The organism is Acidimicrobiales bacterium, assembly GCA_035531755.1.
In the GTDB taxonomy this organism is placed as follows: domain Bacteria; phylum Actinomycetota; class Acidimicrobiia; order Acidimicrobiales; family UBA8190; genus DATKSK01.
The window spans coordinates 39,273-62,981 of the sequence record DATKSK010000041.1; the positions used below are offsets into that span (position 1 = coordinate 39,273).

A 23,709-nucleotide genomic window follows, 5' to 3' on the forward strand; every position below is an offset into this window, starting at 1 on the left:
GGCGTTAGCATGCGGACAGTGCAGACGTCAGGCCGGTCCTGAGCACCATGGCGACCCGCAAGCAGGACGTCGAGCGTGCCCGCGACCCGGACGCCACGCCCGACGAGCTCGTGGGCGCGGTGCTCCGCCTCATGCCGGACGCTGCGCTGGTCGTGGACGCAGCGGGGCAGATCGTGGCGGCCAACCCCGGCGCCGAGGCCATGTTCGGCTACCCTCCCGGCGCGCTGCAGGGGGTGGCGGTGGACGTCCTCGTCCCCGAGCGGCTCCGGGCCGGCCACGCCCGGCACCGGTCCTCGTACATGGCCAGCTCCAGCCAGCGCCCCATGGGGGCGGCCGTCGAGCTGTGGGCCACGCGCCTCGACGGGACCGAGTTCCCCGTCGACATCAGCCTCGCCCCGCTCGGTATGCCCGAGCGGGCCCTGACGTTGGCCGCCGTGCGGGACCTGACGGGGCGGCGTGCCGAATGGGACGCGCAGGCGCGGCTGGCGGCCATCGTGTCGTCGACCGACGACGCCATCGTGTCGACCGACCTGAACGGCACGATCACGAGCTGGAATCCCGGGGCCCAGCGCCTGCTCGGCTACCGCGCCGACGAGGTCATCGGCCGGCCGGTGTGGCGCCTGGTCCCCGAGGGGCTGCGCGCCGAGGTGGAGGAGCAGATGGCCCGGGCGCGCGGGGGCGTGCACATCCCGACCCGCGACACCCTGCGCCTCGACAGGCACGGGGGCCAGGTGGAGGTGGCCGAGTCCCTGTCGCTCGTGCGTGACCCGTCGGGCCGGCCCACCGGGATGTCGGCGGTGATGCGCGACATCTCCGTGCGCAAGCGCGCCGAGCGCGAGCTGCGCCGCCTCCTCGTCGACGGCCAGCGCCGCGAACGCTGGCTGGGCGCCATCTCCGAGGTCCGGTTGTCGATGCTCGGCGGGGGCGACCTCGACGAGTGGCTGGCGCTGATCGCCCGGCGGGTGTCCGAGCTCGCCGACGCCGACGGCATCACCGTCAGCGTGGTCGCCGACGACGACACCATGCTCGAGGTGATCGCCGCCCACGGGGCGCCCGTCGAGGAGTACCGGGGCGACCTCGTCCCCCTGGAGGGCTCGCTGCAGGGCCGGGTGTTCACGTCCAACCGCTCCATCGCGATCGACGACCCGTCGGCCGCCATCGGCATCGACCAGGGCCTCGCCGCCTCCCGCGGCATCGGGCCCATCCTCGTGGCCCCCATCGACACGGCCCACGGGGTCGGCGGCGTCCTCGGTGTGGTGCGCCTCGCCGGCAACGCCCCCTTCAGCCCCGAGGAGATCCGCGTCGTGGAGAGCTTCGGCCAGCAGGCCGGGCTCGCCATCGAGCTCGACCGCGCCCAGTCCGACCGGGAGCAGCTCGCCCTCATCGGTGACCGCGAGCGCATCGCCCGGGACCTCCACGACCACGTCATCCAGCGGCTCTTCGCCGTCGGCATGTCGCTGCAGGCCGCCACGCACTCGATCACCGACCCCGCCGTGCTCGACCGGATCGGCGAGTCCGTCGAGGAGCTCGACGCCACCATCCGCGACGTGCGCTCGACCATCTTCTCGCTGTCACTGCGGGCCACCGAGAAGGGCGAAGCGAGCGCCCGCTCGCGCATCCTCGACGTGGCCGCAGCCGCGGTCCCCGCCCTGGGCTTCCAGCCCCGCCTGCAATTCGACGGCCCCGTGGACACCAAGGTCTCCCAGGAGCTCGTCCCCGACGTGCTGGCGGTCGTGCGCGAGGCGCTGTCCAACACGGCGCGCCACGCCAACGCCACCCGGGTCGAGGTCCGTGTCGACGCCCACGACGAGCTGTCGATCACCATCACCGACGACGGCGACGGCATCGGGGACACCACCCGGTCGAGCGGCCTCGCCAACCTCCGGACCCGCGCCGAGGCGCGCGGCGGCTCGATGACGGTCGGGCCCGCTGACGAGCGGGGGACACGGCTGCGCTGGCGGGTGCCGTTCGCACCCTGACCCGAGGGGTGCGCCGCCGCGCGCCCCCGAGAGCACCGCCTGGCCGCTACTCGGCCGGCTCGGGCACCTCCGCCAGGTCCACGTCGCGCCGGGCGATGACGTGGACGTCGACGTCGCAGTCGGCCGCGAAGCGCAGCACGCGCTGGACCACCGACCCCTTGGTGAGCTCCTCCCAGCGGCTCCGACGGCTCGAGCCCATGACGATCTGGGTGACTTGGTTCTCACGGGCGAAGTCGACCAGGGCGCGCGCCGGGTCGTCGCGGTTCAGCTCGTGCCACTCGGCGCCGAGGTCGTCGACCAGCTGGTGCAGCGCCTCGAGGGCGGGCCCGCCCCGGCGGCTCTGCTCGGCCGCCACGATGTGCACGGCGTGCAGGTCGGCCTTGGTCCGGGCCGCGATGCGCGCCGCACGACGGATGACGGCGTCGGTGCCGTGCGCCCCGGTGACCGCCACCATGATGCGCTCCCTCGTCTCCCAGACGGCGTCGGGGTGGCGCTCGTGGAGGTAGGCGAGCAGCTCGTCCTCGGTCTGGTCGGCCACGAAGCGCAGCGCCAACTCTCGCAGCGCCACCAGGTTCTCGGTGCGGAAGAAGTGCGTGAGCGCCTCGGGCACCTTCTCGGCCGGATAGATGTTGCCGTGCACCATCCGCCGCCGCAGCGCCTCGGGTGAGGAGTCGATGAGCTCGAGCTGGTCGGCGCGACGCACGACCCAGTCGGGCACGCGCTCGCGCACCCGGGTGGCCGTCATGCGCTCCACGGCGTCGGCGATGCTCTCGAGGTGCTGCACGTTGACGGTGGTGATCACGGCGATCCCGGCGTCGAGCAGCTCGATGACGTCCTGCCAGCGCTTGTCGTTGCGCCCCGAGCCCGGGACGTTCGTGTGGGCGAGCTCGTCCACCAGTGCCAGGGCGGGCGTGCGGGCCAGGACGGCGTCGACGTCCATCTCCTCGAACTGGGTGCCGCGGTAGGAGACCACCCGGCGGGGCACCACCTCCAGGTCGCGGATGAGCTCGGCGGTCCGGGGGCGCCCGTGGGTCTCGACGAAGCCGACGACGACGTCCGCGCCGCGGCGGTGGCGCCGCCACCCCTCGTCGAGCATGGCGAAGGTCTTCCCCACACCCGCTGCGGCGCCCAGGTAGATGCGGAACCGGCCCGTGGGGCCCACGGCGTCGGGCTCGACCGCCTCGCCACCCGTCCGTCGTCCGGCGTGCCCGGGGTGGGACCGGTCCGCCTCGTCGCTCATCGGCCCATTGTGCCCGGTGCCCGGCCCGTGCTGCGCCGGTTCACGGGCAGCCGGTTCACGGGCAGCCGGTTCGCGGGCAGCCGGTTCGCGGGCAGCCGGTGCGCGGGGAGCCGGTGCGCGGGGAGCCGGTGCGCGGCGCCGGTAACGTGGACGGTCGAGGGGCAGAAGGTAGGACCGATGGGCACGACACGGCGCGCGGTGATGGGCTCGATCGCCGCGCTCGCCGTCATGGGGGTGCTCGTCGCCGTCATGGTGCCGCTGCGCAGCCACGTCAGCATCGCCACCACCGCCCTCGTCCTCGTGGTCCCGGTCGTAACCGGTGTGGTGGTGGGAGGGTTCGCGGCGGGCGTCGTCGGCGTGGTCACCGGCTTCCTCGTGTACGACCTGGTGTTCATCCCGCCCTATTACACGCTGTCGGTGGGAGCCACGGAGAACTGGGTGGCACTGGGTGTGTACGCCGCGGTGATGGTGCTCGTGGCGAGTCTGGTTGCCCGCCTCGATGCCGCACGCGCCGAGGCCGGTCAGCGCGAGCAGGGTATCCAGCGCCTGTTCGAGCTCACCGACCTCCTCATCGAGGACCGGCCCCTACCCGAGGTGCTCGAGCTCATCGTGTCCACCGTCCACGACGCCTTCGGTCTGCGCAGCGTGGCCCTCGTCCTGCCCGTGGGGAGCAAGCTGGACGTCGTGGCGTCGGCCGGGGAGCCCATCTCCGACGCCGAGCTGCGCCGCGTGGCCCCGGCGCCCGGGGTCCCCACCAGCCTGGGCGCTGCGGGCGACGGGTCGCGCCACGACCGCGCCCAGACCGTGGCCCTCACGGCCACGGGCCGGCCGGTCGGCCTGCTGCGGATCCGCGGGGCCGCGCTCAGCCCGCACGAGCAGGAGCTGCTGCGGACGTTCACCAACCACATGGCCCTCACGCTCGAGCGCGCCCAACTGCGCGAGCAGGCCCTGCGCACCGAGCTGCTCGAGGAGGTCGACCGCCTCCAGCGGGCGCTCGTGGGTGCGGTCTCGCACGACCTGCGCACCCCGCTGGCGACGATCAAGATGTCGGCGTCCACCATGCGCAACCCCGACGTCGAGGTCGCGCCCGAGCAGCGCGCCGAGCTGCTCGAGCTCATCGACTCCCAGGCGGACCGCCTCGACCGCCTCGTGACCAACCTGCTGGACCTGTCGAGGGTGCAGGCCGGCGCGCTCGAGCTGCGAAACCAGCCCATCGCCGTCGTCGACCTCGTCACCGAGGCGCGGCGCGGCCTCGGCCACGTCATGGACGACGCCGAGGTGACGCTGCGGATCCCCGCCGACCTGCCGCTCGTCGACGTGGACCATCTGCTCATCGGGCAGGTGCTCGCCAACCTCCTCGACAACGCCGTGCGCCACGCGCCGCGGGGCACCGCCGTCACGGTGTCGGCCGGGCGGCACGAGGACGGCCTCGTCCACGTCGTGGTGGAGGACAAGGGGCCGGGCATCCCCCGCGCCGAGCGCGCCAACGTCTTCCTGACGTTCACCCGGGGCGGGGCGAGCGGTGGGACCGGGGTGGGTCTCGCCATCGCCCGGGCCTTCGTCGCCGCCCACGGGCAGGACATCTGGGTGGAGGACGCGCCCGGCGGCGGGGCGCGCTTCATCTTCACCCTGCCGGTCGCGCCCGTCGCCGCCGTGGTCCCCTGAATGGTCAGGGTCCTCGCCGTCGACGACGACCAGGCGCTGCTGCGGGTGCTGCGCATCGGCCTGGGCGCCCTCGGCTACGACGTCCAGGTGGCGACCACCGGGGAGCAGGGGATCTCCCGGGCCGCCGTGGGCGCGCCCGATGTCATCGTCCTCGACCTGGGCCTGCCCGACCTCGACGGCATGGACGTGTGCCGGCGGATCCGCCAGTGGAGCGAGGTGCCGGTGATCGTGCTCTCCGCCGACGGCACCGAGGACCGCAAGATCGCCTCGCTCGACGGCGGCGCCGACGACTACATGACCAAGCCCTTCGGCATGGGCGAGCTCGAGGCCCGGCTGCGCGTCGCCCTGCGCCACCGTGCCACCGGGCGCGACGACGAGGAGGCCAAGCACCTTACCGTGGGCCCGCTCGAGCTCGACCTCGTCCACCACGAGGCACGCCTGGCGGGAGCGGCGGTCGAGCTCACCACCCGCGAGTTCTCCCTGCTCGCCTACCTCGCCCGCCACGCCGGCAAGATCTGCACGCACCGCATGATCCTCGAGCACGTGTGGGGCCCCCACTACGGCACCGAGACGCAGTACCTGCGCGTGTACGCCTACCGCCTGCGCCGCAAGCTCGGCGACGAGCACGGCAGCTTCCTGCGCACCCACCCGGGTGTGGGCTACCAGCTCGTGGACGGCGGCGCCTGACCCGATCACACCCTCGCCGTTTCTCGTCACGGCACCCGATCACACCGTCCCCGTCTCCGTCCTCGTCACGGCGCGTCGATCACACCGTCCCCGTCTCCGTCCTCGTCACGGCGCGTCGAGGAACGAGGAGGTCACGGGGGGAACCAGCAGGCCGCGGATGTCGAGCCAGCGCGTCGCCAGGTCCCGCAGCGCGGCGAGGGTCGAGGCGTTGAACAGGCCGCCCAGCGCCGCAGCCGACGCCTCCGGGGCGACCACGCTCCCCTCCTCCACCCGCCGCCGGAGCACCTCGGGGCTGACGTCGACGAGGTCGATGCGGTCGGCCGAGGAGACGAAGGCGTCGGGCACCGTCTCGTGGGGGAGGACGCCGGTGATCCGCTCGATCGACGCCGAGAGGCTCTCGATGTGCATGACGTTCAGCGTCGTGATCACGCCGATCCCCACGGCGAGGAGCGCGTCGACGTCCTGCCAGCGCTTCTCGCGCCGGGACCCGGGCACGTTGGTGTGGGCCAGCTCGTCGACGAGCACCACGGCCGGCCGGCGCGCTGTGATGCCGTCGGCGTCCATTTCGTCGAACGTCGAGCCGTGGTGCGCGACCGGCACGGGCGCCACCCGCTCGCAGGCGGAGAGCATGGCGCCGGTGTCGACCCGGCCGTGTGTCTCCACCCACCCCGCCACCACGTCGACCCCCGCCGAGGACAGGCGCCGCCCCTCGCTGAGCATGGCGTACGTCTTCCCCACGCCCGGTGCCGAGCCCAGGTAGACGTGCAAGGCACCCCGATCCCGGACGCGGGCCTCGGGCATCTCAGATCTCGAACCGGTAGACGGGATCCCACACGGTCGGCTCGGTCTCCCCGGTGAGCACCGTGCCCTCGACGGTGCAGCGCATCCCCTCCGCCAACCCGGGCAAAGGGTCGGGCCGGGTGAAGACGAGCGTCAGCCGGCCCGTGCCGTCGTCGAGCCGCGCCGTGCACGTCTGCACGCCGCGCCACCGCCGCATCTCGACGGTGCCCACCGTGCCGGTGACGACCACCCGGTGACGCGGCTCGGCGTCGGCGACGCACCGGATGATGGGCCGGCCGCCCCAGGACTCGGGCGACGGCGGGAGGCTCCCGTTCACCGGAGGCGGGCGAGGGCTTCGTTCAGCTCCAGGACCGTGACGTAGTCGGCGCCGAGGAAGCCGAGCTCCCGGGTGTGGACATGGGTGGCGACGAGCCGGCGCACCGTGGCCGGCGACAGGCCCCGGGCACCCGCCACCGCGTCGACCTGGGCGTAGGCGTCGGCCGGCGAGATGTCGGGGTCGACGAGGCTGCCCGAGGTGGTGACGAGGTCGTTGGTGGGCACGATGCCCTCCTTCTCGAGCACGCCGGCCTGCTTGGCCACCGCGTCGCGGACCGTCTTCGACCGCGGGCCACCCTGGAAGGTGCCCGACACCACGACCCCGCCGGGGCCGGTCGTCACCACCGTGCCGTCGGGACGGCCCTGGAACCACTTGGGCCCGGACCAGGCCTGTCCGATGAGCGTCGAGCCGTCAGCGGTGAGCGAGCCGTCGGCCTGGTGCCTGAACAGCAGCTGAGACAGGCCCGTGCCGGCGAGCGGGTAGGCCAGGCCCACCAGGACGAGGAAGATGACCGAGAGGACCACCGAACGGCGGAGGTGGACGAGCATCAGTAGGCCCCGGTGGCTGTCAGGATCAGGTCGATCAGCTTGATGAAGACGAAGGGCACGACGACCCCGCCCACGCCGTAGATCAGCACGTTGCGGCGCAGGATGGCGCTGGCGTTCGACGGTCGCCACCGCACCCCGCGCAGCGCCAGCGGGATGAGCGCCACGATCACCAGCGCGTTGAAGATGACGGCCGACAGCACCGCGCTGTGGGCGTTATGCAGTTTCATGATGTTGAGCGAGTTGAGCCGGGGGTAGACGGACACGAACAGCGCCGGGATGATGGCGAAGTACTTGGCGACGTCGTTGGCGATCGAGAAGGTCGTGAGCGCCCCCCGGGTGATGAGCAGCTGCTTGCCCACCTCGACCACGTCGATCAGCTTGGTGGGGTTGGAGTCGAGATCGACCATGTTCCCGGCTTCCTTGGCGGCCGTGGTGCCGGTGTTCATGGCCACGCCCACGTCCGCCTGGGCCAGCGCCGGGGCGTCGTTGGTGCCGTCACCCATCATGGCGACGAGCTTCCCGCCCTCCTGCTCGCTCTTGATCAGCTCCATCTTGGCCTCGGGCGTGGCCTCGGCCAGGTAGTCGTCGACACCGGCCTCCTGGGCGATGGCCGCGGCGGTGAGCGGGTTGTCACCGGTGATCATCACCGTGCGGATCCCGACGGCTCGCAGGTGGTCGAAGCGCTCCCGGATGCCCTCCTTCACGACGTCCTTGAGCTCGATGACCCCGAGGATGGTGGGGCCGTCGGCGACCACCAGCGGCGTGGAACCGGCCCGGGCGATGCGTTCCACGACGGCGTCGAGCCCGTCGGGGACGGCGCCTCCCTGTTCCCCCACCCAGCGGCGCACCGACTCGGTGGCCCCCTTGCGGACGCGGCGCCCGTCGGTGTCGAGCCCGGACATCCGGGTGGTGGCGGTGAAGGGGACGAAGCTGTGCCCGGCACCCAGGGCGCGCTCGCGGATGCCGAAGCGCTCCTTGGCCAGCACCACGATCGAACGACCCTCGGGCGTCTCGTCGGCGAGGGAGGCGAGCTGGGCGGCTTCGGCCACCTCCTCCTCGGTCCGGTCGCCCACGGGGAAGAACCCCGACGCCATGCGGTTGCCGAGGGTGATCGTCCCCGTCTTGTCCAGGAGCAGGGTCTGCACGTCGCCGGCGGCTTCGACGGCCCGACCGCTCATGGCCAGCACGTTGCGCTGGACCAGGCGGTCCATGCCGGCGATGCCGATGGCCGAGAGCAACGCCCCGATGGTGGTGGGGATGAGGCACACGAGCAGCGACACCAGGATGACCACGTCGACCGCGCCGATGCGGCCGTGACCGGACACCAGGCCCGAGAACAGGCCGAAGGGCTGCAGCACGACCACCACCGGCAGGAAGACGAGGGTGAGCGCGGCGAGCAGGATGGTGAGGGCGATCTCGTTGGGAGTCTTCTGCCGGTTGGCCCCCTCGACGAGGGCGATCATGCGGTCGAGGAAGGTGTGGCCGCGCTCGGCGGTGATCCGCACGACGATGCGGTCGGACAGGACCTTGGTGCCGCCCGTGACCGCCGAGCGGTCCCCCCCGGACTCGCGGATGACCGGGGCCGACTCGCCGGTGATGGCGGACTCGTCGACCGACGCCACGCCCTCGGTGATCTCGCCGTCGGAGGGGATGGCGTCGCCGGCCTCGCACACCACGAGGTCGCCCCTGGCCAGCGCGGACGCCGCCACCCGCTCCTCGGCGCCGTCGGGGCGCAACCGGCGCGCCTCGGTCTCGGCTCGCATGCGCCGCAGCGTGGCCGCCTGGGCCTTGCCCCGGCCCTCGGCCATGGCCTCGGCGAAGTTGGCGAAGATCACCGTCAGGAACAGCCAGATGGTGATGCTCCACGTGAAGATGCCGGGGTGGGCGATGGCCTCGAAGAGCGTCACCACCGTGCCCACGAGGACGACGAACATGACGGGGTTCCTGACCTGCACCCGGGGGTCGAGCTTCTCGAGCGAGCCCACCAGGGCCTGCCCCAGGATCTCGGTGTCGAACAGGCTGCGGGCCTGGGCGACACCGCGCGCCCCGGTGGGCGACGGCGGCTGCGGCTGTGCCATGACGGTCGTCATCGGAAGAGCTTTCCGTGCAGGAGTTGTTCGGCGATGGGGCCGAGGGACACGGCGGGGAAGAACGTCAGCCCACCCACGATGAGGATCACGCCGATGAGCAGGCCGACGAACAGCGGCGAGTCGGTGTGGAAGGTGCCCTCGCCGGCGGGCACGATCTTCTTCTCGGCCAGGGCCCCGGCGAGGGCGAGCACCGGGATGATGATGACGAAGCGCCCCAGCAGCATGGCCACCGAGCCCATGACGTTGTAGAAGGCGGTGTCGCCCGAGAGCCCGCCGAAGGCCGAGCCGTTGTTGTTGCCCTGCGAGGTGAAGGCGTACAGGATCTCGGTGAACCCGTGGGGACCCCCGTTCCCGGGCGCCACCCGCCCGGCATGGATCGACACCGCCACCGCCGTGACGACGAGCACCGTGACGGGCATCACGAGGACGCCGAAGGCTGCCAGCTTCACCTCCCGCGACTGGATCTTCTTGCCCAGGTACTCCGGCGTCCGGCCCACCATCAGCCCGCCGATGAACACGGTGATGAGGGCGAAGAGCAGGATGGTGTAGAGGCCGCTGCCGGTTCCTCCCGGCGACACCTCGCCCAGCATCATGCCGGTGAGCAGCCCGAAGCCCCCCATGGGGGTGAACGAGTCGTTGGCGCCCGAGACGCTCCCGGTGGAGGTCTGGGTGGAGGCGACGTTGTAGAGCGTCGTGGGCAGGACCCCGAAGCGGACCTCCTTGCCCTCCATGTTCCCCTGGGGCTGGGCCACGACGTGGGCGGCGGCCACCGCCGGATTGGGCTGGGACTCCGCGTAGGAGGAGAAGCCCACCCAGGCGCCGAAGATGATGACCATGGCCATGAGCACGGCCACGCCCTGGCGCACGCTGCCGACCATCCTCCCGAACGTGTACGTGAGCGCGAACGGGATGCACAGCAGCAGGAAGTACGACAGGAAGTGGGTGGCGCCGGTCGGGTCCTCGAATGGATGGGCCCCGTTGGCGTTCAGGGGCCCGCCGCCGTTGGTCCCCAGCTGCTTGATGGCCTCCTGGAACCCGAAGGGGCCCCGGGCGACGACCTGCGTCGTGCCGGTGAGGGCGTTGTGGATCGTCGCCGGCCCCGCCAGGGTCTGGATGGCTCCCTGGCCCACGAAGATCAGGCCGGCGACGAAGGCGATGGGGATCAGGATGTAGAAGATGCAGCGGACCAGGTCGACCCAGAAATTGCCGATGGTGGGCGACCCCTTGCGGGCGAACCCGCGGATCATGGCGACGGCCACGGCGATGCCGACCGCGGCGCTGGCGAAGTTCTGCACGGTGAGCGCGGCCATCTGCGAGAAGTACGACATCGTCGACTCGCCGGCGTAGTTCTGCCAGTTGGTGTTGGTGACGAACGACACCGCTGTGTTCCACGACAGCGCCGGGGCCACGGCGCCGAGGTGCTGCGGGTTGAAGGGGAGGCTCCCCTGGATGCGCTGGATGACGTAGGTGAAGAGGATCGCCACGCCCGAGAAGACGACCAGGGCGCCGGCGTAGCGTTGCCAGGACTGCTCGGCCTCGGGGTCGACCCCGAGGGCGCGGTACACGGGGCGCTCGGCCCATGCCAGGAACGTCACCCGGCCCTCGAACACGCCCACCATGTAGGAGCCGAGGTAGCGCCAGGCCAGGCCGAGGGTCACCACCAGGGCGGTGATCGTCCAGAAGTAGCCCATCAGAACCACTCGGGCTTGAACAGCGCCACGCCCAGGTAGATGAAGACGACGATGGAGACTGCCAGCAGGATGACCTGGACGGCGCTCATACGTGCTCGAGCCCCCAGATCAGCCCGAGCATGGCCGCCACGAAGAGGACGATGCCGAGCACAGCCATGAAGTCACCCATGGGGAGAGCGTCCGGCCGGACGGGGTGAACGTGCTGTGAACGCGACCTCCCGGGCGTGAACAAGATGTGAACGCACCCCGGACGCACCCCGGACTCCCGACCTGGGACGCGTGACGCGTCCCTCGGGTCCCAGCGTGCCTCAGGTCGCCGGGCGGCTCACGTCGTCGATCGCCCCGCCGCCGGTCGCGGCCGGCCGAGGCGGCCCACCAAGGTGGGCAGCTCCCTGACGGGGCGGCCCTTGCGGCCCAGCCTGCGGGAGCGCATGGCGATGTCGACGACGTTGGTCATCACCTCGCCGAAGGTGTCGGGGTCGGCGATGAGCCAGGCGTGCGACCCTTCCACCGTGAACGAGTGGGGTCCGCCGAGCACCTCGCACATCTCCTCGAAGGCGTCGCGGGTGATGATCCGGTCCCGCTTCCCCCACAGCACGACGACGGGGAGCCGCCGGCTCTTCAGCTCCTCGAGCTCGCCCGTGAGATCGGCGTCGCGGGCCAGGGCGGCCACGCGCCAGAAGGCCCGGGGATCGCGGACGAGGTTCGGCACCGCCTCGGCGAGGATGACGGGCAGGACGCGCCGTGCCTGGGCGAGGGGCCAGAGGTCGCCGGGGAAGTGCAGGCCCCAGTCCCACAGGGGCCGCTGGGCCATGGTGCGCGCCGTGTGGCCCCGCCCGGCCCACGCCGAGGCCCCGATGGAGTTGATGAGCACGAGGCCCCGGACGCGCTCGGGATGGTCGTGGGCGAACACGATCCCGACGCCGCCGCCGAAGGAGTGTCCCACGATCAGCGCAGGCTCGGTGACGCCGACGGCGTCGAGGAATTCCGCCAGCCACGAGGCGAAGCCGGCCAGCGACCACGACCGCGCCCGTAGCGAGGCCGTGCCTCCGAAGCCCGGCAGGGCGGGCGCGACGACACGCACACCGGCGGCCACGAGGCGGGCCAGGGCCCGCTTGTAGACCCGGTGGTCGAGGCCCCAGCCGTGCAGGAAGACCACGGGGGTGCCCTCGCCGGCCTCGCCGTAGGCAGCCGGTCGCCCGGCCACCTCGACGTCCTTCCACGACAGCCAGAAGGCCTCACGGCCTTCCTGGTACCGATCGTGGAGGCCACCCCCGCCCACGTCGCCGGCAACGGTCCGTGCCCCAGCCATACGTCCACCCTGGCGCTCGGGCCGCACTGCGCCCAGGGTCGAAGGTCCCCGGGGGCATCTCCACCCGCCATTCCGTAACGAATGGGGTTCCGGTAGCCTGAGAATTCACGCAAGGCATCTCGGGGGGGAGCTGCCAATGAAATCGACGCTCGGAAAGGTCCTCGCCGCATCGGCGAGGCGCATGGACCTGCCGGTCGGCGCGGCCGGGGACGACGCCCACCGCGAGCCCGACGACGGCCATCCCGAGGACCCCGCGGCGCAGGACACGAGCGCGACCATCCTGCTCCTCCTCTGAACCCATCCGATGCCCGACCGCGGAAGCGAGCGCTGAGCCGGTGACACCCTGGGAGTACGCCCACATCTCGGCCGGCTTCGACGGCAATTCCCAGCTCTGGGCCCTGACGATGCGCGTCCCCGGTCACGAACTCGAGAAGCGGACCGCCGGCGGCGTCGCCTGGATCAGCGAGATCCTGAACGAGCTCGGCAAGGACGGCTGGGAGCTGGTCGACCGCGTGGCCACCGGCACCGGCGGCAACGCCTACGTGACGGGCTGGCAGTTCATCTTCAAGCGCCCGACCGAGTAGCGCATCAGCGCTGACGGCGGCGCAACTCAGCGTCGACGTCCGCTTCGGTGATCGGCCGGCGGAAGTAGTCCCAGATGTGGAAGACGAGGCCGACACCCCAGCCGGCGAGCACCCATCCCGGCCAGAAGTACCCGGCCCCCGTGAACGCCCACACCGCCACGAGGAACGCGTTGATCACCAGGTAGGCGACCACGTGCCCGAACAGGTCGCGCCGGGCCTCGAGCCGCTTGCGTGCCTCGTCCCGCTCCGGCGACGGCGCTGCCGTGTGAGGTGCGGACTCGGCCACAGGTGCTCTCTCGGCTCCCTGCAGATCCGTCATCGGCCCTCCCTTCATGGCCAGGCAGCACCGCACGTTGGCTCGCAGCACTGCTCCTACCGTCACCGTGGATCTCCGGAGCGGGCGCCCGCCAGGGCCGAACGGACTGAATTCGACCTCTGTGCCCTGACCAGGACACGCGTACGCGCCACGAGCGAGGAGCCCGATGGTCGTCCGGACCGGGATCGAGCCGTTGGTGCAACCCTTGGCCGCATCCTCACTGGGTAGGACGGACATCTGGCTCTACGCCCGTCCGTGGACAGCGCATCGTGGACTGCGCTCGTGGACCGCGCTCGAAAACGGCCACACCCGGGTAGTCGGTAGCCAAGGCCTCCGCGATGCCCGCCCTATTGACCGCGCGCCCTTCTCCGTTGCTCCCGTCGCACTCGGAGCATGGCGAGGAACTTTCGCACGATGAAGCCCACGAGCGACGACCTGCCTACGAACCCGGGGGACCCGGGGCCGCGCTGCCGTAGGCGATTGCGAAACCGTCAGTGTCGGTGTCGGGCAGAGACGGGGTCGAGATTCGGTGTCGACCCTTGAACATCGCACCTGACTCCGAGGCCAGCAGGCCCGGGTTCCCTCCGTCGACGGTGCCGGAATCGAACACCACCGTGCTGTCAGGGGTCAGTGTCACCACGTGCCGTCCGATGGTCGGCGCCTCTTGAATCCATTCCGCGGAGGTCATTGGCCCGACATAGAGCTGCGTCGTCGTGAAGCTCCGGTTGGTGGTCGTGTCGGTGACGGTGATCGTCCAGTCGGGAGCGCCCTGGGTGATCGACACCGTGATGCCGTCGCCGGGATTGACGGCCAACGAGCGTATCGGCGTCTCTGGGGCAGGCAAGATCTCCCACCACGCCCGATAGAAGGCGTGCCCGTTCAGCCAGTCCTGTTCGGTGCCTGCTTGGATCAGGCTGCTGTTGTTGTAGCCATCGATCCCGACCCAAGACGACGAAAACGTGCCCCTCCGGTAGTGGCGCTTCTTGGTCGGCGCCTGAGCCTGCGGAACATGCCAGTTGCCCGTCACGCTGGTGAACCCGGTACCGGTGACGGCATACCCAGACCAGTTCCTCGACGTCCACTCCTTGACTGCCGCCGCACCGGGCACCGCCTTCGGAGCCGGACCCGGAATGCGAGGAGCGTGCGCCTCTCGAAGACCAGACGCGCCTCCTGTCGGGGAACCGGTGGCCGCACCACCCAGGGCAACGGTCCCGACGAGGGCAACTGCGCCAGCTGCAACGGCACGGCATGCTCTTTGCCTCATGTTCGTCCCCCCAGAGGGATTCCTCGATCGACGGACATCCTGGTGGCCGACATCGTAGGCGGGACTGCGCCACGAATCCCGGCTGGGTCCGCTGAAGGCAGATTCGCCAGGCCGGACCGTCAGAAGCACCTTCATCGTCTCTTCAGGTTCGACCGCTTAGATGATTGGCAACAGGGGCTCCGCGCTCGACACAGGGGCGGCGGCGACCGGCCCACGATTCGTCATCAACGCGAGGAGGTCGGATGGTGCAGAACGGCTCGAGGGAGTCGACTCCGGCACGTCCCCGGGTCGTTGCCGGAGACAATGTGGAAGTCCGTACCCGGTATCAGGCGGGTCAGTGGGCCCACGGGTACCAGATAGCGGAGGTCCTGGACGAGGGCTACCGAATCCTCCGGCGCGGATCGCAGGAGGTGATTCCGCAGGTCATCGGAACGGCCGACGTCCGCCTGGACGGCGACAGGTAACGCGGCGCCAGGTGGGTCATCCCCGATCCTGCGAGGCTCGGGTCAACCAAACGGACCCCTTTCTGAGAGTCCAGGGAGTTGAAGTGGTGGGCATGCAACTGCGGAAAGCTCTCGTCCTCGGAGCGGTCTTGGGCGGATCGTCCCTTCTCCTGCTCGGATGCTCGCCCACCGGGACCACGACGAAACACAAGACGACGGCTTTCAGATCACACGTTCCCGCCATACCGCAGCCGCTTCCGAGACTCGCTACGAAACCGACCATTGACGCACTCACGACGACCACGCGGGTGGCCGCGCCGATCCGAGTTCCGACGACCACGGGGGCTGCACCGCCGCCGCCCGCGGGGGTTCTCCTGCCGACGACAACCGTGCCCAGATCGATCCCAACGCAGAAGGTCACGACCTCTACTCCGACGTCCACCCCTGTGACGACGCCCGCACATCCAGTTCACCGCACCGGGCATTCGGCCCATCGCGGTCATCGCGGTCATCGCGGTCGTCACGGCCACAAACACCGAAAGTGACTGGAACTCCAGTCCACCCGAAGCCGAGTCCACAATCGCTCGCACGCACGATGGATCCGAGGCACGCGCCCGGTAGTGAGGTCGACACGGACCACCACCTATACGTCATGTCCGACAGGAGAGAACGCTCCGAGGACGAGCCGACACCGCAGAGGGTCATGACCTCTGCCTACCCTCGCACCGGCAAGACGATGGCAGGCGTTGGCCCGGAGGGAGACGAATGGCGCTTGACCGTCAGGGCGCGGTCATTGGGTATCCGGATAGCCCGTTACACCGTGCGGTGTGCTCGGTGGCTGCTCGGACGCTGACACTGTCTCCTCGACTCTGGGGCCTTGGGGCCCGAACCGACGAGGGCTCTGAGACGCCAGTATCCGTCTCATTCGTACTGATTCATGGAACAAAGTGGGCCGGGCGGAACGAGCCGTGGTGGGGCGCCCCGGACTCGGGCCGCTCACCCGTTATCGCCGGGTCGGAGAATTCCGAGCGCTTGGACCTGGTCGGGTCTCATCCTCGCCCCGAGCACAACCGGCATATCCTCGGTCCGACTGGCAGGACCGGGGTCTGGAACGCGTGGTGCGAGTGTGAGGCTGGGGGGCGTGGGTTCGAGTACCGGAACGCCACTCAGGTGATGTGCGCTCGGAAGGGAGAGGCGCCGAGCCGACGGGGAGCCGGACGAAACCAACAGAAATAGGCTGACGCGACGGGAGCCCACCAGCTTGCGAAGGGAGGACAGTGCGTCCAAGACTCTCTAGGCGACATTTGCTACCTCATGTGACCGGTTCCATCCTTTTGGCACTACTCGTGTCGTGCGGGGCATCACCGCAGGCCGCGCCGACGGAAAAGGTATCCGGAGGACCGAACGGCACGTACCTGGTGGCGGCGGGTATCCACAAGATCCGCCACGTGATCATCATCATGCAGGAGAACCGGTCCTTTGACACGTACTTCGGCACCTTCCCAGGTGCCGACGGGATTCCCATGAAGAACGGGGTTCCCACGGTATGTTCGCCTGACCAGCGCAACGGAAAGTGTGTGGTTCCCTTCGTCGACCATGCCGACGTCAACGGTGGGGGACCGCATGGCCAGGCAAACGCCGTCGCCGACATTGCCGGCGGCAACATGAACGGTTTCGTCGATCAGGTCCTCACGGCGCAACACGGGTGTACTGCCGTGACCGACCCCGCTTGCGCGAGCATTCTCAAACCCACCCAAGAACCGGACGCGATGAGCTACCACACCCAGAGCGACATTCCCAACTACTGGACCTACGCCAAGGATTTCGTGCTCCAGGACCACATGTTCGAGCCCGACGCCTCGTGGAGCCTTCCCGCACACCTCTTCATGGTCTCGGAGTGGTCGGCGTATTGCACCCAGCACGGCAATCCCGGCAGCTGCGTCAACGAAGTGCGAGCCCCGACGACACCCCCAGCGGGCCCGGCGATGTACAACGGCGCCACGCGTCAAGAGCCCATCTACGCTTGGACTGATCTCACATACCTGCTCTACAAGCGGCACGTCTCTTGGGGGTACTACCTCGTGTCGGGCACGGAGCCGGACTGTGAGAACGACTCGGCCCTGTCGTGCGGCCCGGTCAACCAGAATGCCAACACGCCCGGCATCTGGAATCCGCTCCCGTTCTTCGACACGGTCAAGGCGGACGGCCAGCTCGGCAACATCCAATCGGTCGACAACTTCTACGCCAGGGCTCGCAGCGGCACCCTTCCGGCCGTGTCGTGGGTAGTGCCTTCGGGAGCCGTGAGCGAGCATCCCCCGGGTGCCGTGAGCGCCGGTCAATCCTATGTGACGAGCCTCATCGACGCCGTCATGCGGAGCAAGAACTGGGGTTCCTCAGCCATCTTCCTGGCGTGGGACGACTGGGGAGGATTCTACGACAACGTCGTCCCTCCGACAGTCGACGCCAACGGGTACGGACTACGCGTGCCCGGAATGGTCATCAGTCCGTATGCCAAGAAAGGCTACATCGACCACCAAGTGCTGAGCTTCGACGCTTACGACAAGTTCATCGAAGATGATTTCCTCCACGGCCAGCGACTCGATCCGCGCACCGACGGGCGCCCGGACCCTCGGCCGACAGTGCGTGAGAACGTGGCGATACTTGGCGACGTCGTCAGCGACTTCAACTTTGCCCAGACACCTCGGCCTCCGATCATGTTGTCCGTCCATCCACGGACCACCCTCACCGGCTCGCCTCGATGAACACGTCGGGCAAGCCGCGTGGAGGCGACGAGAGACCCCCTCGTCGCGCCCGCGGTCGTGTCGAGGGCCCCAGAGGAGTACGCAATGAGCGAGAGGGACCCCAGGTGGCGGGCGGAAAATCCTGGTGAGGTGGCCACCAGGCTGGTGCCCCTTCGCCTCCGTGTCCGTGCACTTGCCGCTCAAGGTCTGACGGCCCGTCGATCTCCGGCGGTGGATGGGCCTCAGAGCGCGCTATCGGGCGGTGTAGACCGCCCCAAGGGGGAGCGCACAGACCGGCAGTAGGGGGCACCCAGTCGACTGCTATCTGCCGGTGCGCTCGCGGTGCTTGCACCCTGGCCAGCAGCAGGGCCGACGCTGGCCTTCCTCCAGCTCCTCCTGGGTCCGGCGAATGCGGCGTTCTCGGGTCATCTCCTGCTTGGCATCCTCCACCCAGCAGATGAACTCGTTGCGGGCCAGAGGCGTGATGTCCTTCCAGGCATCGAGTGCCGTGGGATTGGCGATCAGCGCCATGCGCAGATCTCCTGGAAGTTCGTGCACCACCCCACCGGGCACTCGCGGGCTGCTCACGAGGCCACGGTATCGGGTCAGGGCGAGCCCTATCACCATCCAAGCGGCCCCGATTGCCGTTCGGGGGCACCCGCGAACAGAAGTCGATGCCACCGAGAACTGTTGATGTCGGTCATGACGTGTATCCAAATGTCGCGACCGAGATGTAGATATGAAGCTCCTATCGTCTGTCAAGGGGCTGGATGAGATCTGCGAGGTCGCCGAACACTTCTCGAGCCACGGCGCTTGAGACAGCGGATGATCTCTCTCTTGCTTTTGCCTTCGAGCGTTCGCCGCTTCACGTAGACGCGGGTCCGGGGCTCCGAGGCCATGCGGACCATGGCGATACGCCAGAGCGGCCTCGTTCGCACGCCGGTCGCCGCGAGGATTGAGTCTCTTGCGTGTGACCATGCCAGAAGAGGCGTCAATCGGTGCGCTCCCACACAGGTGAGCAAATGACGCGTCGCTGCGTAGGCGCTCCGGGTTGTCGCCGGCGGTGACGAGCAGGGTGGCGGCGGTCTCAGTGCCCACTCCGTGGCGGGCGACGAGGTTGGGGGCGGTGGCGGCGACGAGAGGCCCGAGGACCGAGTTGACTCGTGCTATCTCGGCCTCGAGGGCCTGGACGCGTTGAGCCAGCTCGCGCAGAGCAAACTTGGTCGCTCCCTCAACGGTGGTGGGGTCGCCCGGACGTAGGTGCCGCGCTCGCGAAACGAGCTTTCGGAGGGTGACTCCTCGGAACGTCTCACGGAGTTCGTCGGGGGCGGTCACGACCAGGGCCCGCATCTGATTGACGGCCGAGGTGCGGTCCCGGGTGGCGGAGCGGCGCACCAGTCGGAGCGCCCGAATGGCCTCTACGCTGCCTGTTGCCGGTCAAGCTCCGAGCAGCACTGCGGGGATGACGGCAATGCCGTCGGGTCGGCGGTACGCATGGACGCCAGCGGTAATGACAGCGGCGTCGAGAAGATCCTCGCCTAATTGCTCCCGAAGCCAGAGTAGGTCACGTACGTCCGTCGGTTCCGGAACGCCGTCAAGCTTCACCTCGAGCGCCACGACCCGTTGGTCGCGGCGCTGGATGATGAGGTCGACCTCATGGTTCCCATCTCGGGTCCGGAGGTGGTGAACGGTGGCCTCGTTCGCCTGGGCATAGACCCGGGCACTCAAGGTCACAAGCGACTCGAACAGTGCCCCCAGGAGTGTCCCGTCGCGGGGGATGTCGGGCCCGGCGCTCTGCCCCCGCAACAAGGCGCCGGCGTCCACGCCGACAAGGTGGGCGGCCAGAGCAGGGTCGGCAAGGTGATGCTTTGGACCTTGCGTGAGCCTACGCAGGTGGTTGCGGTTCGGCACCCATCCCGGAACCGGGTCAAGTAGCCATAGCTGGGAGAGGACGTCTCGGTAAGCAGTCGTCGTGGTTTTGGCTGGCTTAGCGGTCTCCCCTGCCGTGGCTGCATCGAGGAGCGAGTTGTAACTGGTCGTCGTCGCTGTGGCCGCGGCGTACGCGGACAGCCAGGCGTGCAACGTGGCGGGACGGCGCACCCGCAGGCCTTGCTCGGGGAAGTCGCGTTCGACGACGCGGGCGAGGTAGCTATCGATCTGGGCTCGCCGTGCCCTTTCCGCCAGCGGCCGGATGCCGGGGAACCCCGAAGCGAGGATCTCCTCGACGTAGTCGTGCACCGCCATGTCGCTCTTCCCACTGATTGCCGGTCGCTCGCCGGCGAGCATGGCACCCAGTCCGACGGCTGGCTCTGCCAGACCGCGCTCGGCCAGGCTGAGGGGGCGCATCCGGAGTCGGACGATGCGTCCGGCGCCCGAATGCGCGGGCGTATCGGTGGGCTCGGCGCTGCCGGTAAGGAGGAACCGGCCTGGAGGAGCCCCGTCGTCAACTCGCCGGCGGACGACATCCCAGATGGGCGGGTGGCGCTGCCACTCGTCTATCAGGACCGTGCCGTCGGCGGTGTCGATCATCGAGGGATCTGCGATCAGGACCTCGCGTTGGCCCGGGTCGTCCAACTCGAAGACGGTGTCAGCTCGCCGGGCCGCCGTCGCCGTCTTGCCGACACCCCGGGCGCCTTCGAGCGCCAAGGCCGGCAGATCTCCCATCAGGGTGTCGAGTTCCTCGTCAGCGATGCGGCGCTGGTACTCCACGCCTCGCACTATACGACTTGCCGGGCTTCTACACTACCGTTTGCCGCCATTCTGAGCTACCATTTGCCAGGATGTACACTCCCGTTTGCCGGATCCGTTCGGCGCGCAAGGGGAGGACCGTCTCCCAACTCGCGCACGATGCCTCGAACGGCTGCTCGGGGTTGACGGGAGCAGCCCGGTATCGAGAGGTTCTAGACCTGAGGCTGCCACACAGCCCTCTCTACCTGGACCTTGCTAGATGTCGTAGTAGAGCATGAGGGCTCTGAGGGCTCAGACTCGTAGTGAGCAGTGTGCAGAAGTGCTGGTCAGGCGATCGAGACACGGTCCTTGTGTGCAACAGTTGGCAGGACTAGACGGCAGTTCTAGACGCGAACCTAGACGCGAAATGTCGTAGTTCTTTCCGCCAGTAAATCTTGACCCGATTTTGGACGAAGACTTGGCCGTCCTAGACGCGGACCTAGACGCGGACCCTTAAATCAACGGGTATCTGTGACCCCAGATCGGCAGCAAACGACACGCCCGAGCCTGGTCACGATCGTTCGGAGAAGTTCACTCACGTCCGCGACCAGGGAATCCGAGCGCCGAAAGCACGCCCAATCCTAGAGGGCCACCCCCAGAGTGACTCCGAAAGCAACGAACCATGTTGCCCTTCGGTCGATGCTTCCACGGCCAAAAGGACGACGATTGCACCGGCCGCGAGAAGTTGGAGCGTTCTGATCTGGTCCAGTTCCTTAACGACTGCTGACCTCTCGGGCTCCGGGAGGCTTTCGACGCTCGAGAATTTTCGACCGTAGGCCGGCACCTTCGGTCGAGTGCCGTCGTCACCCCAGCATCTTGGCTGACGGTGCCCGCTGGGAGTTTGATGATCGGATCTTCCTGAGGAGAGGCTTCATGTAGGGAGAGCGCCCTGCCTACGGCTGACGGACCGGCGGCGTGGTCCGGTCGCGCCATGGCCTCCTGGTCGGCCGTCTCTCAAAGGAGGCGGTCATGAACCCCATCGAGACAGCAGCCCACGACTACCTGGAGTGGATGGAGGTCCACAACTACGCGACGACTACGATCGCGTGCCGGAGTCGGTACCTCGCCTACTTCTTCGCCTTCGCCCACCAGCATGACGTCGACGAGGCGAAAGAGGTGACCTTGGAGCTGCTCCTCGGATACCAACACACCTTGTTCGCCCACCGCAAGCGTGATGGCGAGCCCCTTTCCTTCGGCACCCAGGCCCAGCGCCTGGTCCCCGTGGCCCAGTTCTTCTCCTGGCTGCGCCGTGAGCACCGCATCGTGACCAATCCTGCCGCCGACCTCCTGATGCCCCGGCCCGACCGACGCCTTCCTGAGGCCACCTTGAGCGCCTCGGAGATGGCCGCCCTCCTGAGTGCCCCAGACGTCTCCAAGCCCCTTGGCCTGCGAGATCGAGCCGTGTTGGAGGTCTTCTACTCGTGTGCGCTTCGCCGAGGTGAGCTCATCTCGCTGTGGTTTCGGGATGTGGACTTCGAGCGCAGCACCATCTTCGTGCGCCGGGGGAAGGGCGCCAAGGACCGCTACGTGCCCATCGGGGAACGGGCTCTGTTCTGGGTGCGCCTTTACACCGAGATCGTCCGACCCGGATTCGTGACGTCCCGATTCCCTGACCAGCTGTTTCTATCCTCCGCGGGCACGCCACTATGTCCGGACTGGCTGTGTCGGAAGGTCCGGACGTACTTGGCACAAGCGGGCATCTCCAAGCGCGGCAGCTGCCACCTCTTGCGCCACACCGTGGCTACCCTCATGCTCGAGGGTGGGGCAGACATCCGCTACGTGGCCGAGATGCTCGGCCACTCGCGCCTCGAGACGACGCAGCGTTACACCCGAGTGAGCATCGACCGTCTACGGGCCGTTCACGCCGCCTGCCACCCGGCGACGGGGCTCAGTGTCGCCATGGCCTCGGAACTCTGTGGTGCCCTCCCCAACGCCCGCAGCGCCATCGCCGCCAGCAGGGCAACATCCGGGGCGAGGAAGCAGGCATGATGGTCCCGTGGTGGGCCAGACGGCGCTCTGTGGCAGAAACGCCCGGGCCGGTAGCGCCCAGGCCGACGGCGCCCGTCAACGGGGCCAGCAGGGGTGTCGGAACGATTCCCCGCGGGGCTTATTTGGAGGCGCCTTAGTCCGCCGCTACTACGACCCGTCGACTGGGCAGTTCCTGAGCGTTGATCCAGCGGCCTCGATGACTGGGACGCCGTATGCCTTCACGGGCGGCGATCCCGTGAACGGCAACGACCCGAGCGGGCTATGCGTCGACGTGAACAATCAGTACACGCCCGGACGTTGTGGTACAGCACAGGTCGCAGCATTGGACCGGGCAGCCACTCAGGCAAGGGCAGCCGGAGTTGCAACAGGCTGCTCGAACATTGTCTCGTGTGCCGTGCAGGCGGATGCTGGCTTTGTCGCACAACATGCCTCGACTTTGTCGACGATCGCCTCTGGCCTTGCAACTGTGGCGTATGCCACGTGTGCATTTAGTGGAGGTATCGGATGTGGAGCGGGATTGGCGCTGTCAGCTGCTTCAACGGCATTGTCAGGGATCAACGCCTACCGATCCTGTTTTGGCGGCGCTGGCGACTGCACCACGGCTGCGATCGGCTTCGGGATTAGCGTTGTCGCCACTGGCGCTGGCGCTTTCTTGCAAGGTGCTGCTTCGAGTGCCCTCAATGCGGCGAACGCGTACGCTCGAGATATCTACGAGGCGCGACAAGCGGGTGTCATTGGTGCATCCACCAACGGAGTGTCGTTCTTGTTTGGACTCGCTAGTTCCGTCTTCGGGGGGTGTGGGAATTCATGAAGCGACGGCCATTTGGTGATCTGACGACTTCGAGGCGACTGGGCCTGTTGATGGCAGTGCTCGCGATCGGCTGGCTAGTTGCTGGAATCGTTGGGCTCGCGAAAGAGCAAGGTGGACTAGCCGGATTTGGGCTCGGCCTCTTTGTATTCTTCGGAATTTGCGCTTGGTGGCTGTCGCCGGCACGCATCACAAGGCGCGGTGACAAACTTCGCGGATCTTAAGTACGCGTCCCGCGAAATGGTCTCAGCAGTCCCGCGAACACAAGCCAATATGAGATGAGATCGGCGTTCGCAAGCTTACTGGCCAGGTGGGCGGGTCGTAGTAGCCGCCTACCAGGTTGAAGTTTCCGGGTCTGAGTTGATGTAAGAACCGCAATTCCGTGGTAGACGCCGACCTTACCCGGGCCCACCATGCATCCGAACACCCGAATGAGCCGATCGACTACTGTAAGACTCCGCCACAGCGGCCAGAAAGTGTGCGGCGAGGTCCTGGTAGGCGGCTACTA

At 68.7% G+C, this 23,709-nt stretch carries 20 protein-coding genes; 7 read left to right on the forward strand and 13 right to left on the reverse strand.

Annotation, left to right across the window (positions count from 1 at the left end):
* Window positions 1-47: 47 nt before the first annotated feature.
* Window positions 48-1,979, forward strand: coding sequence for a PAS domain S-box protein (locus VMV22_08615; protein ID HUY22391.1), 1,932 nt, complete (start codon window positions 48-50; stop codon window positions 1,977-1,979).
* Between the two features lie 46 nt (window positions 1,980-2,025).
* Here VMV22_08615 and VMV22_08620 read toward each other — a convergent pair whose 3' ends face one another.
* Entirely contained in the window at window positions 2,026-3,219 is a 1,194-nt protein-coding gene (locus VMV22_08620; GenBank protein HUY22392.1) for a universal stress protein, read from the reverse strand.
* 177 nt (window positions 3,220-3,396) lie between these two features.
* On the opposite strand from VMV22_08620, the gene VMV22_08625 reads away from it, so the two are divergent.
* Together VMV22_08625 and VMV22_08630 are read left to right on the forward strand one after the other, a co-directional pair.
* Entirely contained in the window at window positions 3,397-4,884 is a 1,488-nt protein-coding gene (locus VMV22_08625) for an ATP-binding protein (protein ID HUY22393.1), read from the forward strand.
* Window positions 4,885-5,571, forward strand: coding sequence for a response regulator transcription factor (locus tag VMV22_08630; GenBank protein HUY22394.1), 687 nt, complete (start codon window positions 4,885-4,887; stop codon window positions 5,569-5,571). It abuts the gene before it with no gap.
* A gap of 105 nt (window positions 5,572-5,676) precedes the next feature.
* Here the strand turns inward: VMV22_08630 and VMV22_08635 are convergent, their stop codons facing one another.
* The 8 genes from VMV22_08635 to VMV22_08670 all read right to left on the reverse strand — a co-directional run bounded on the left by VMV22_08635 (window position 5,677) and on the right by VMV22_08670 (window position 12,329).
* Window positions 5,677-6,372, reverse strand: coding sequence for a hypothetical protein (locus tag VMV22_08635; protein HUY22395.1), 696 nt, complete (start codon window positions 6,370-6,372; stop codon window positions 5,677-5,679).
* 1 nt (window position 6,373) lies between these two features.
* Window positions 6,374-6,688 carry a hypothetical protein gene (locus VMV22_08640; protein HUY22396.1) on the reverse strand — a complete coding sequence of 105 codons (315 nt, stop codon included), beginning with the start codon at window positions 6,686-6,688 and terminating at the stop codon, window positions 6,374-6,376.
* Window positions 6,685-7,236 (reverse strand): potassium-transporting ATPase subunit C, encoded by a 552-nt coding sequence (locus VMV22_08645; protein HUY22397.1) that lies wholly within the window; start codon window positions 7,234-7,236, stop codon window positions 6,685-6,687. Before VMV22_08645 ends, VMV22_08640 begins: the two co-directional genes overlap by 4 nt.
* The gene (gene kdpB, locus VMV22_08650; GenBank protein HUY22398.1) at window positions 7,236-9,314 is read right to left on the reverse strand and encodes a potassium-transporting ATPase subunit KdpB; all 2,079 of its coding nucleotides are present in this window, start codon (window positions 9,312-9,314) and stop codon (window positions 7,236-7,238) included. Before kdpB ends, VMV22_08645 begins: the two co-directional genes overlap by 1 nt.
* Window positions 9,315-9,322: 8 nt before the next feature.
* Window positions 9,323-11,017, reverse strand: coding sequence for a potassium-transporting ATPase subunit KdpA (gene kdpA, locus VMV22_08655; protein HUY22399.1), 1,695 nt, complete (start codon window positions 11,015-11,017; stop codon window positions 9,323-9,325).
* A complete protein-coding gene (locus tag VMV22_08660; protein ID HUY22400.1) occupies window positions 11,017-11,106 on the reverse strand; it encodes a potassium-transporting ATPase subunit F in 90 nt (29 codons plus the stop codon). The genes kdpA and VMV22_08660 overlap by 1 nt, the downstream gene beginning before the upstream one ends.
* Window positions 11,103-11,249: a hypothetical protein gene (locus tag VMV22_08665; protein ID HUY22401.1), complete on the reverse strand. Its 147-nt coding sequence runs from the start codon at window positions 11,247-11,249 to the stop codon at window positions 11,103-11,105. The genes VMV22_08660 and VMV22_08665 overlap by 4 nt, the downstream gene beginning before the upstream one ends.
* A gap of 93 nt (window positions 11,250-11,342) precedes the next feature.
* Window positions 11,343-12,329 (reverse strand): alpha/beta fold hydrolase, encoded by a 987-nt coding sequence (locus VMV22_08670; GenBank protein ID HUY22402.1) that lies wholly within the window; start codon window positions 12,327-12,329, stop codon window positions 11,343-11,345.
* Between the two features lie 136 nt (window positions 12,330-12,465).
* On the opposite strand from VMV22_08670, the gene VMV22_08675 reads away from it, so the two are divergent.
* A complete protein-coding gene (locus VMV22_08675; protein HUY22403.1) occupies window positions 12,466-12,624 on the forward strand; it encodes a hypothetical protein in 159 nt (52 codons plus the stop codon).
* Window positions 12,625-12,664: 40 nt separating this feature from the next.
* Window positions 12,665-12,913, forward strand: coding sequence for a DUF4177 domain-containing protein (locus tag VMV22_08680; GenBank protein ID HUY22404.1), 249 nt, complete (start codon window positions 12,665-12,667; stop codon window positions 12,911-12,913).
* 4 nt (window positions 12,914-12,917) lie between these two features.
* On the opposite strand, the gene VMV22_08685 is transcribed toward VMV22_08680, so the two are convergent.
* Complete coding sequence (locus VMV22_08685) at window positions 12,918-13,199, reverse strand: 2TM domain-containing protein (protein ID HUY22405.1); 282 nt, start codon at window positions 13,197-13,199, stop codon at window positions 12,918-12,920.
* Between the two features lie 469 nt (window positions 13,200-13,668).
* Window positions 13,669-14,628, reverse strand: coding sequence for a G1 family glutamic endopeptidase (locus VMV22_08690; GenBank protein ID HUY22406.1), 960 nt, complete (start codon window positions 14,626-14,628; stop codon window positions 13,669-13,671).
* A gap of 1,624 nt (window positions 14,629-16,252) precedes the next feature.
* Here VMV22_08690 and VMV22_08695 point away from each other — a divergent pair.
* Entirely contained in the window at window positions 16,253-17,698 is a 1,446-nt protein-coding gene (locus tag VMV22_08695) for an alkaline phosphatase family protein (GenBank protein HUY22407.1), read from the forward strand.
* A gap of 300 nt (window positions 17,699-17,998) precedes the next feature.
* On the opposite strand, the gene VMV22_08700 is transcribed toward VMV22_08695, so the two are convergent.
* Both VMV22_08700 and VMV22_08705 read right to left on the reverse strand, forming a co-directional pair.
* Complete coding sequence (locus VMV22_08700) at window positions 17,999-19,027, reverse strand: YdeI/OmpD-associated family protein (GenBank protein ID HUY22408.1); 1,029 nt, start codon at window positions 19,025-19,027, stop codon at window positions 17,999-18,001.
* Between the two features lie 87 nt (window positions 19,028-19,114).
* Window positions 19,115-20,386, reverse strand: coding sequence for an ATP-binding protein (locus VMV22_08705; GenBank protein ID HUY22409.1), 1,272 nt, complete (start codon window positions 20,384-20,386; stop codon window positions 19,115-19,117).
* Between the two features lie 987 nt (window positions 20,387-21,373).
* On the opposite strand from VMV22_08705, the gene VMV22_08710 reads away from it, so the two are divergent.
* Window positions 21,374-22,393, forward strand: coding sequence for a tyrosine-type recombinase/integrase (locus tag VMV22_08710; protein ID HUY22410.1), 1,020 nt, complete (start codon window positions 21,374-21,376; stop codon window positions 22,391-22,393).
* The last annotated feature ends 1,316 nt before the right edge of the window (window positions 22,394-23,709 follow it).

What these genes read in the sequence shown, in the direction of transcription:
- VMV22_08690 (HUY22406.1), bottom strand. Translation starts at nt 14,628, where the DNA reads ATGAAGGTGCTTCTGACGGTCCGGCCTGGCGAATCTGCCTTCAGCGGA.
- VMV22_08660 (HUY22400.1), bottom strand. Translation starts at nt 11,106, where the DNA reads ATGAGCGCCGTCCAGGTCATCCTGCTGGCAGTCTCCATCGTCGTCTTC.
- VMV22_08630 (HUY22394.1), top strand. Translation starts at nt 4,885, where the DNA reads ATGGTCAGGGTCCTCGCCGTCGACGACGACCAGGCGCTGCTGCGGGTG.
- VMV22_08710 (HUY22410.1), top strand. Translation starts at nt 21,374, where the DNA reads ATGAACCCCATCGAGACAGCAGCCCACGACTACCTGGAGTGGATGGAG.
- VMV22_08625 (HUY22393.1), top strand. Translation starts at nt 3,397, where the DNA reads ATGGGCACGACACGGCGCGCGGTGATGGGCTCGATCGCCGCGCTCGCC.
- VMV22_08670 (HUY22402.1), bottom strand. Translation starts at nt 12,329, where the DNA reads ATGGCTGGGGCACGGACCGTTGCCGGCGACGTGGGCGGGGGTGGCCTC.
- VMV22_08620 (HUY22392.1), bottom strand. Translation starts at nt 3,219, where the DNA reads ATGAGCGACGAGGCGGACCGGTCCCACCCCGGGCACGCCGGACGACGG.
- kdpB (HUY22398.1), bottom strand. Translation starts at nt 9,314, where the DNA reads ATGGCACAGCCGCAGCCGCCGTCGCCCACCGGGGCGCGCGGTGTCGCC.
- kdpA (HUY22399.1), bottom strand. Translation starts at nt 11,017, where the DNA reads ATGGGCTACTTCTGGACGATCACCGCCCTGGTGGTGACCCTCGGCCTG.
- VMV22_08645 (HUY22397.1), bottom strand. Translation starts at nt 7,236, where the DNA reads ATGCTCGTCCACCTCCGCCGTTCGGTGGTCCTCTCGGTCATCTTCCTC.
- VMV22_08675 (HUY22403.1), top strand. Translation starts at nt 12,466, where the DNA reads ATGAAATCGACGCTCGGAAAGGTCCTCGCCGCATCGGCGAGGCGCATG.
- VMV22_08635 (HUY22395.1), bottom strand. Translation starts at nt 6,372, where the DNA reads ATGCCCGAGGCCCGCGTCCGGGATCGGGGTGCCTTGCACGTCTACCTG.
- VMV22_08615 (HUY22391.1), top strand. Translation starts at nt 48, where the DNA reads ATGGCGACCCGCAAGCAGGACGTCGAGCGTGCCCGCGACCCGGACGCC.
- VMV22_08700 (HUY22408.1), bottom strand. Translation starts at nt 19,027, where the DNA reads ATGCGGGCCCTGGTCGTGACCGCCCCCGACGAACTCCGTGAGACGTTC.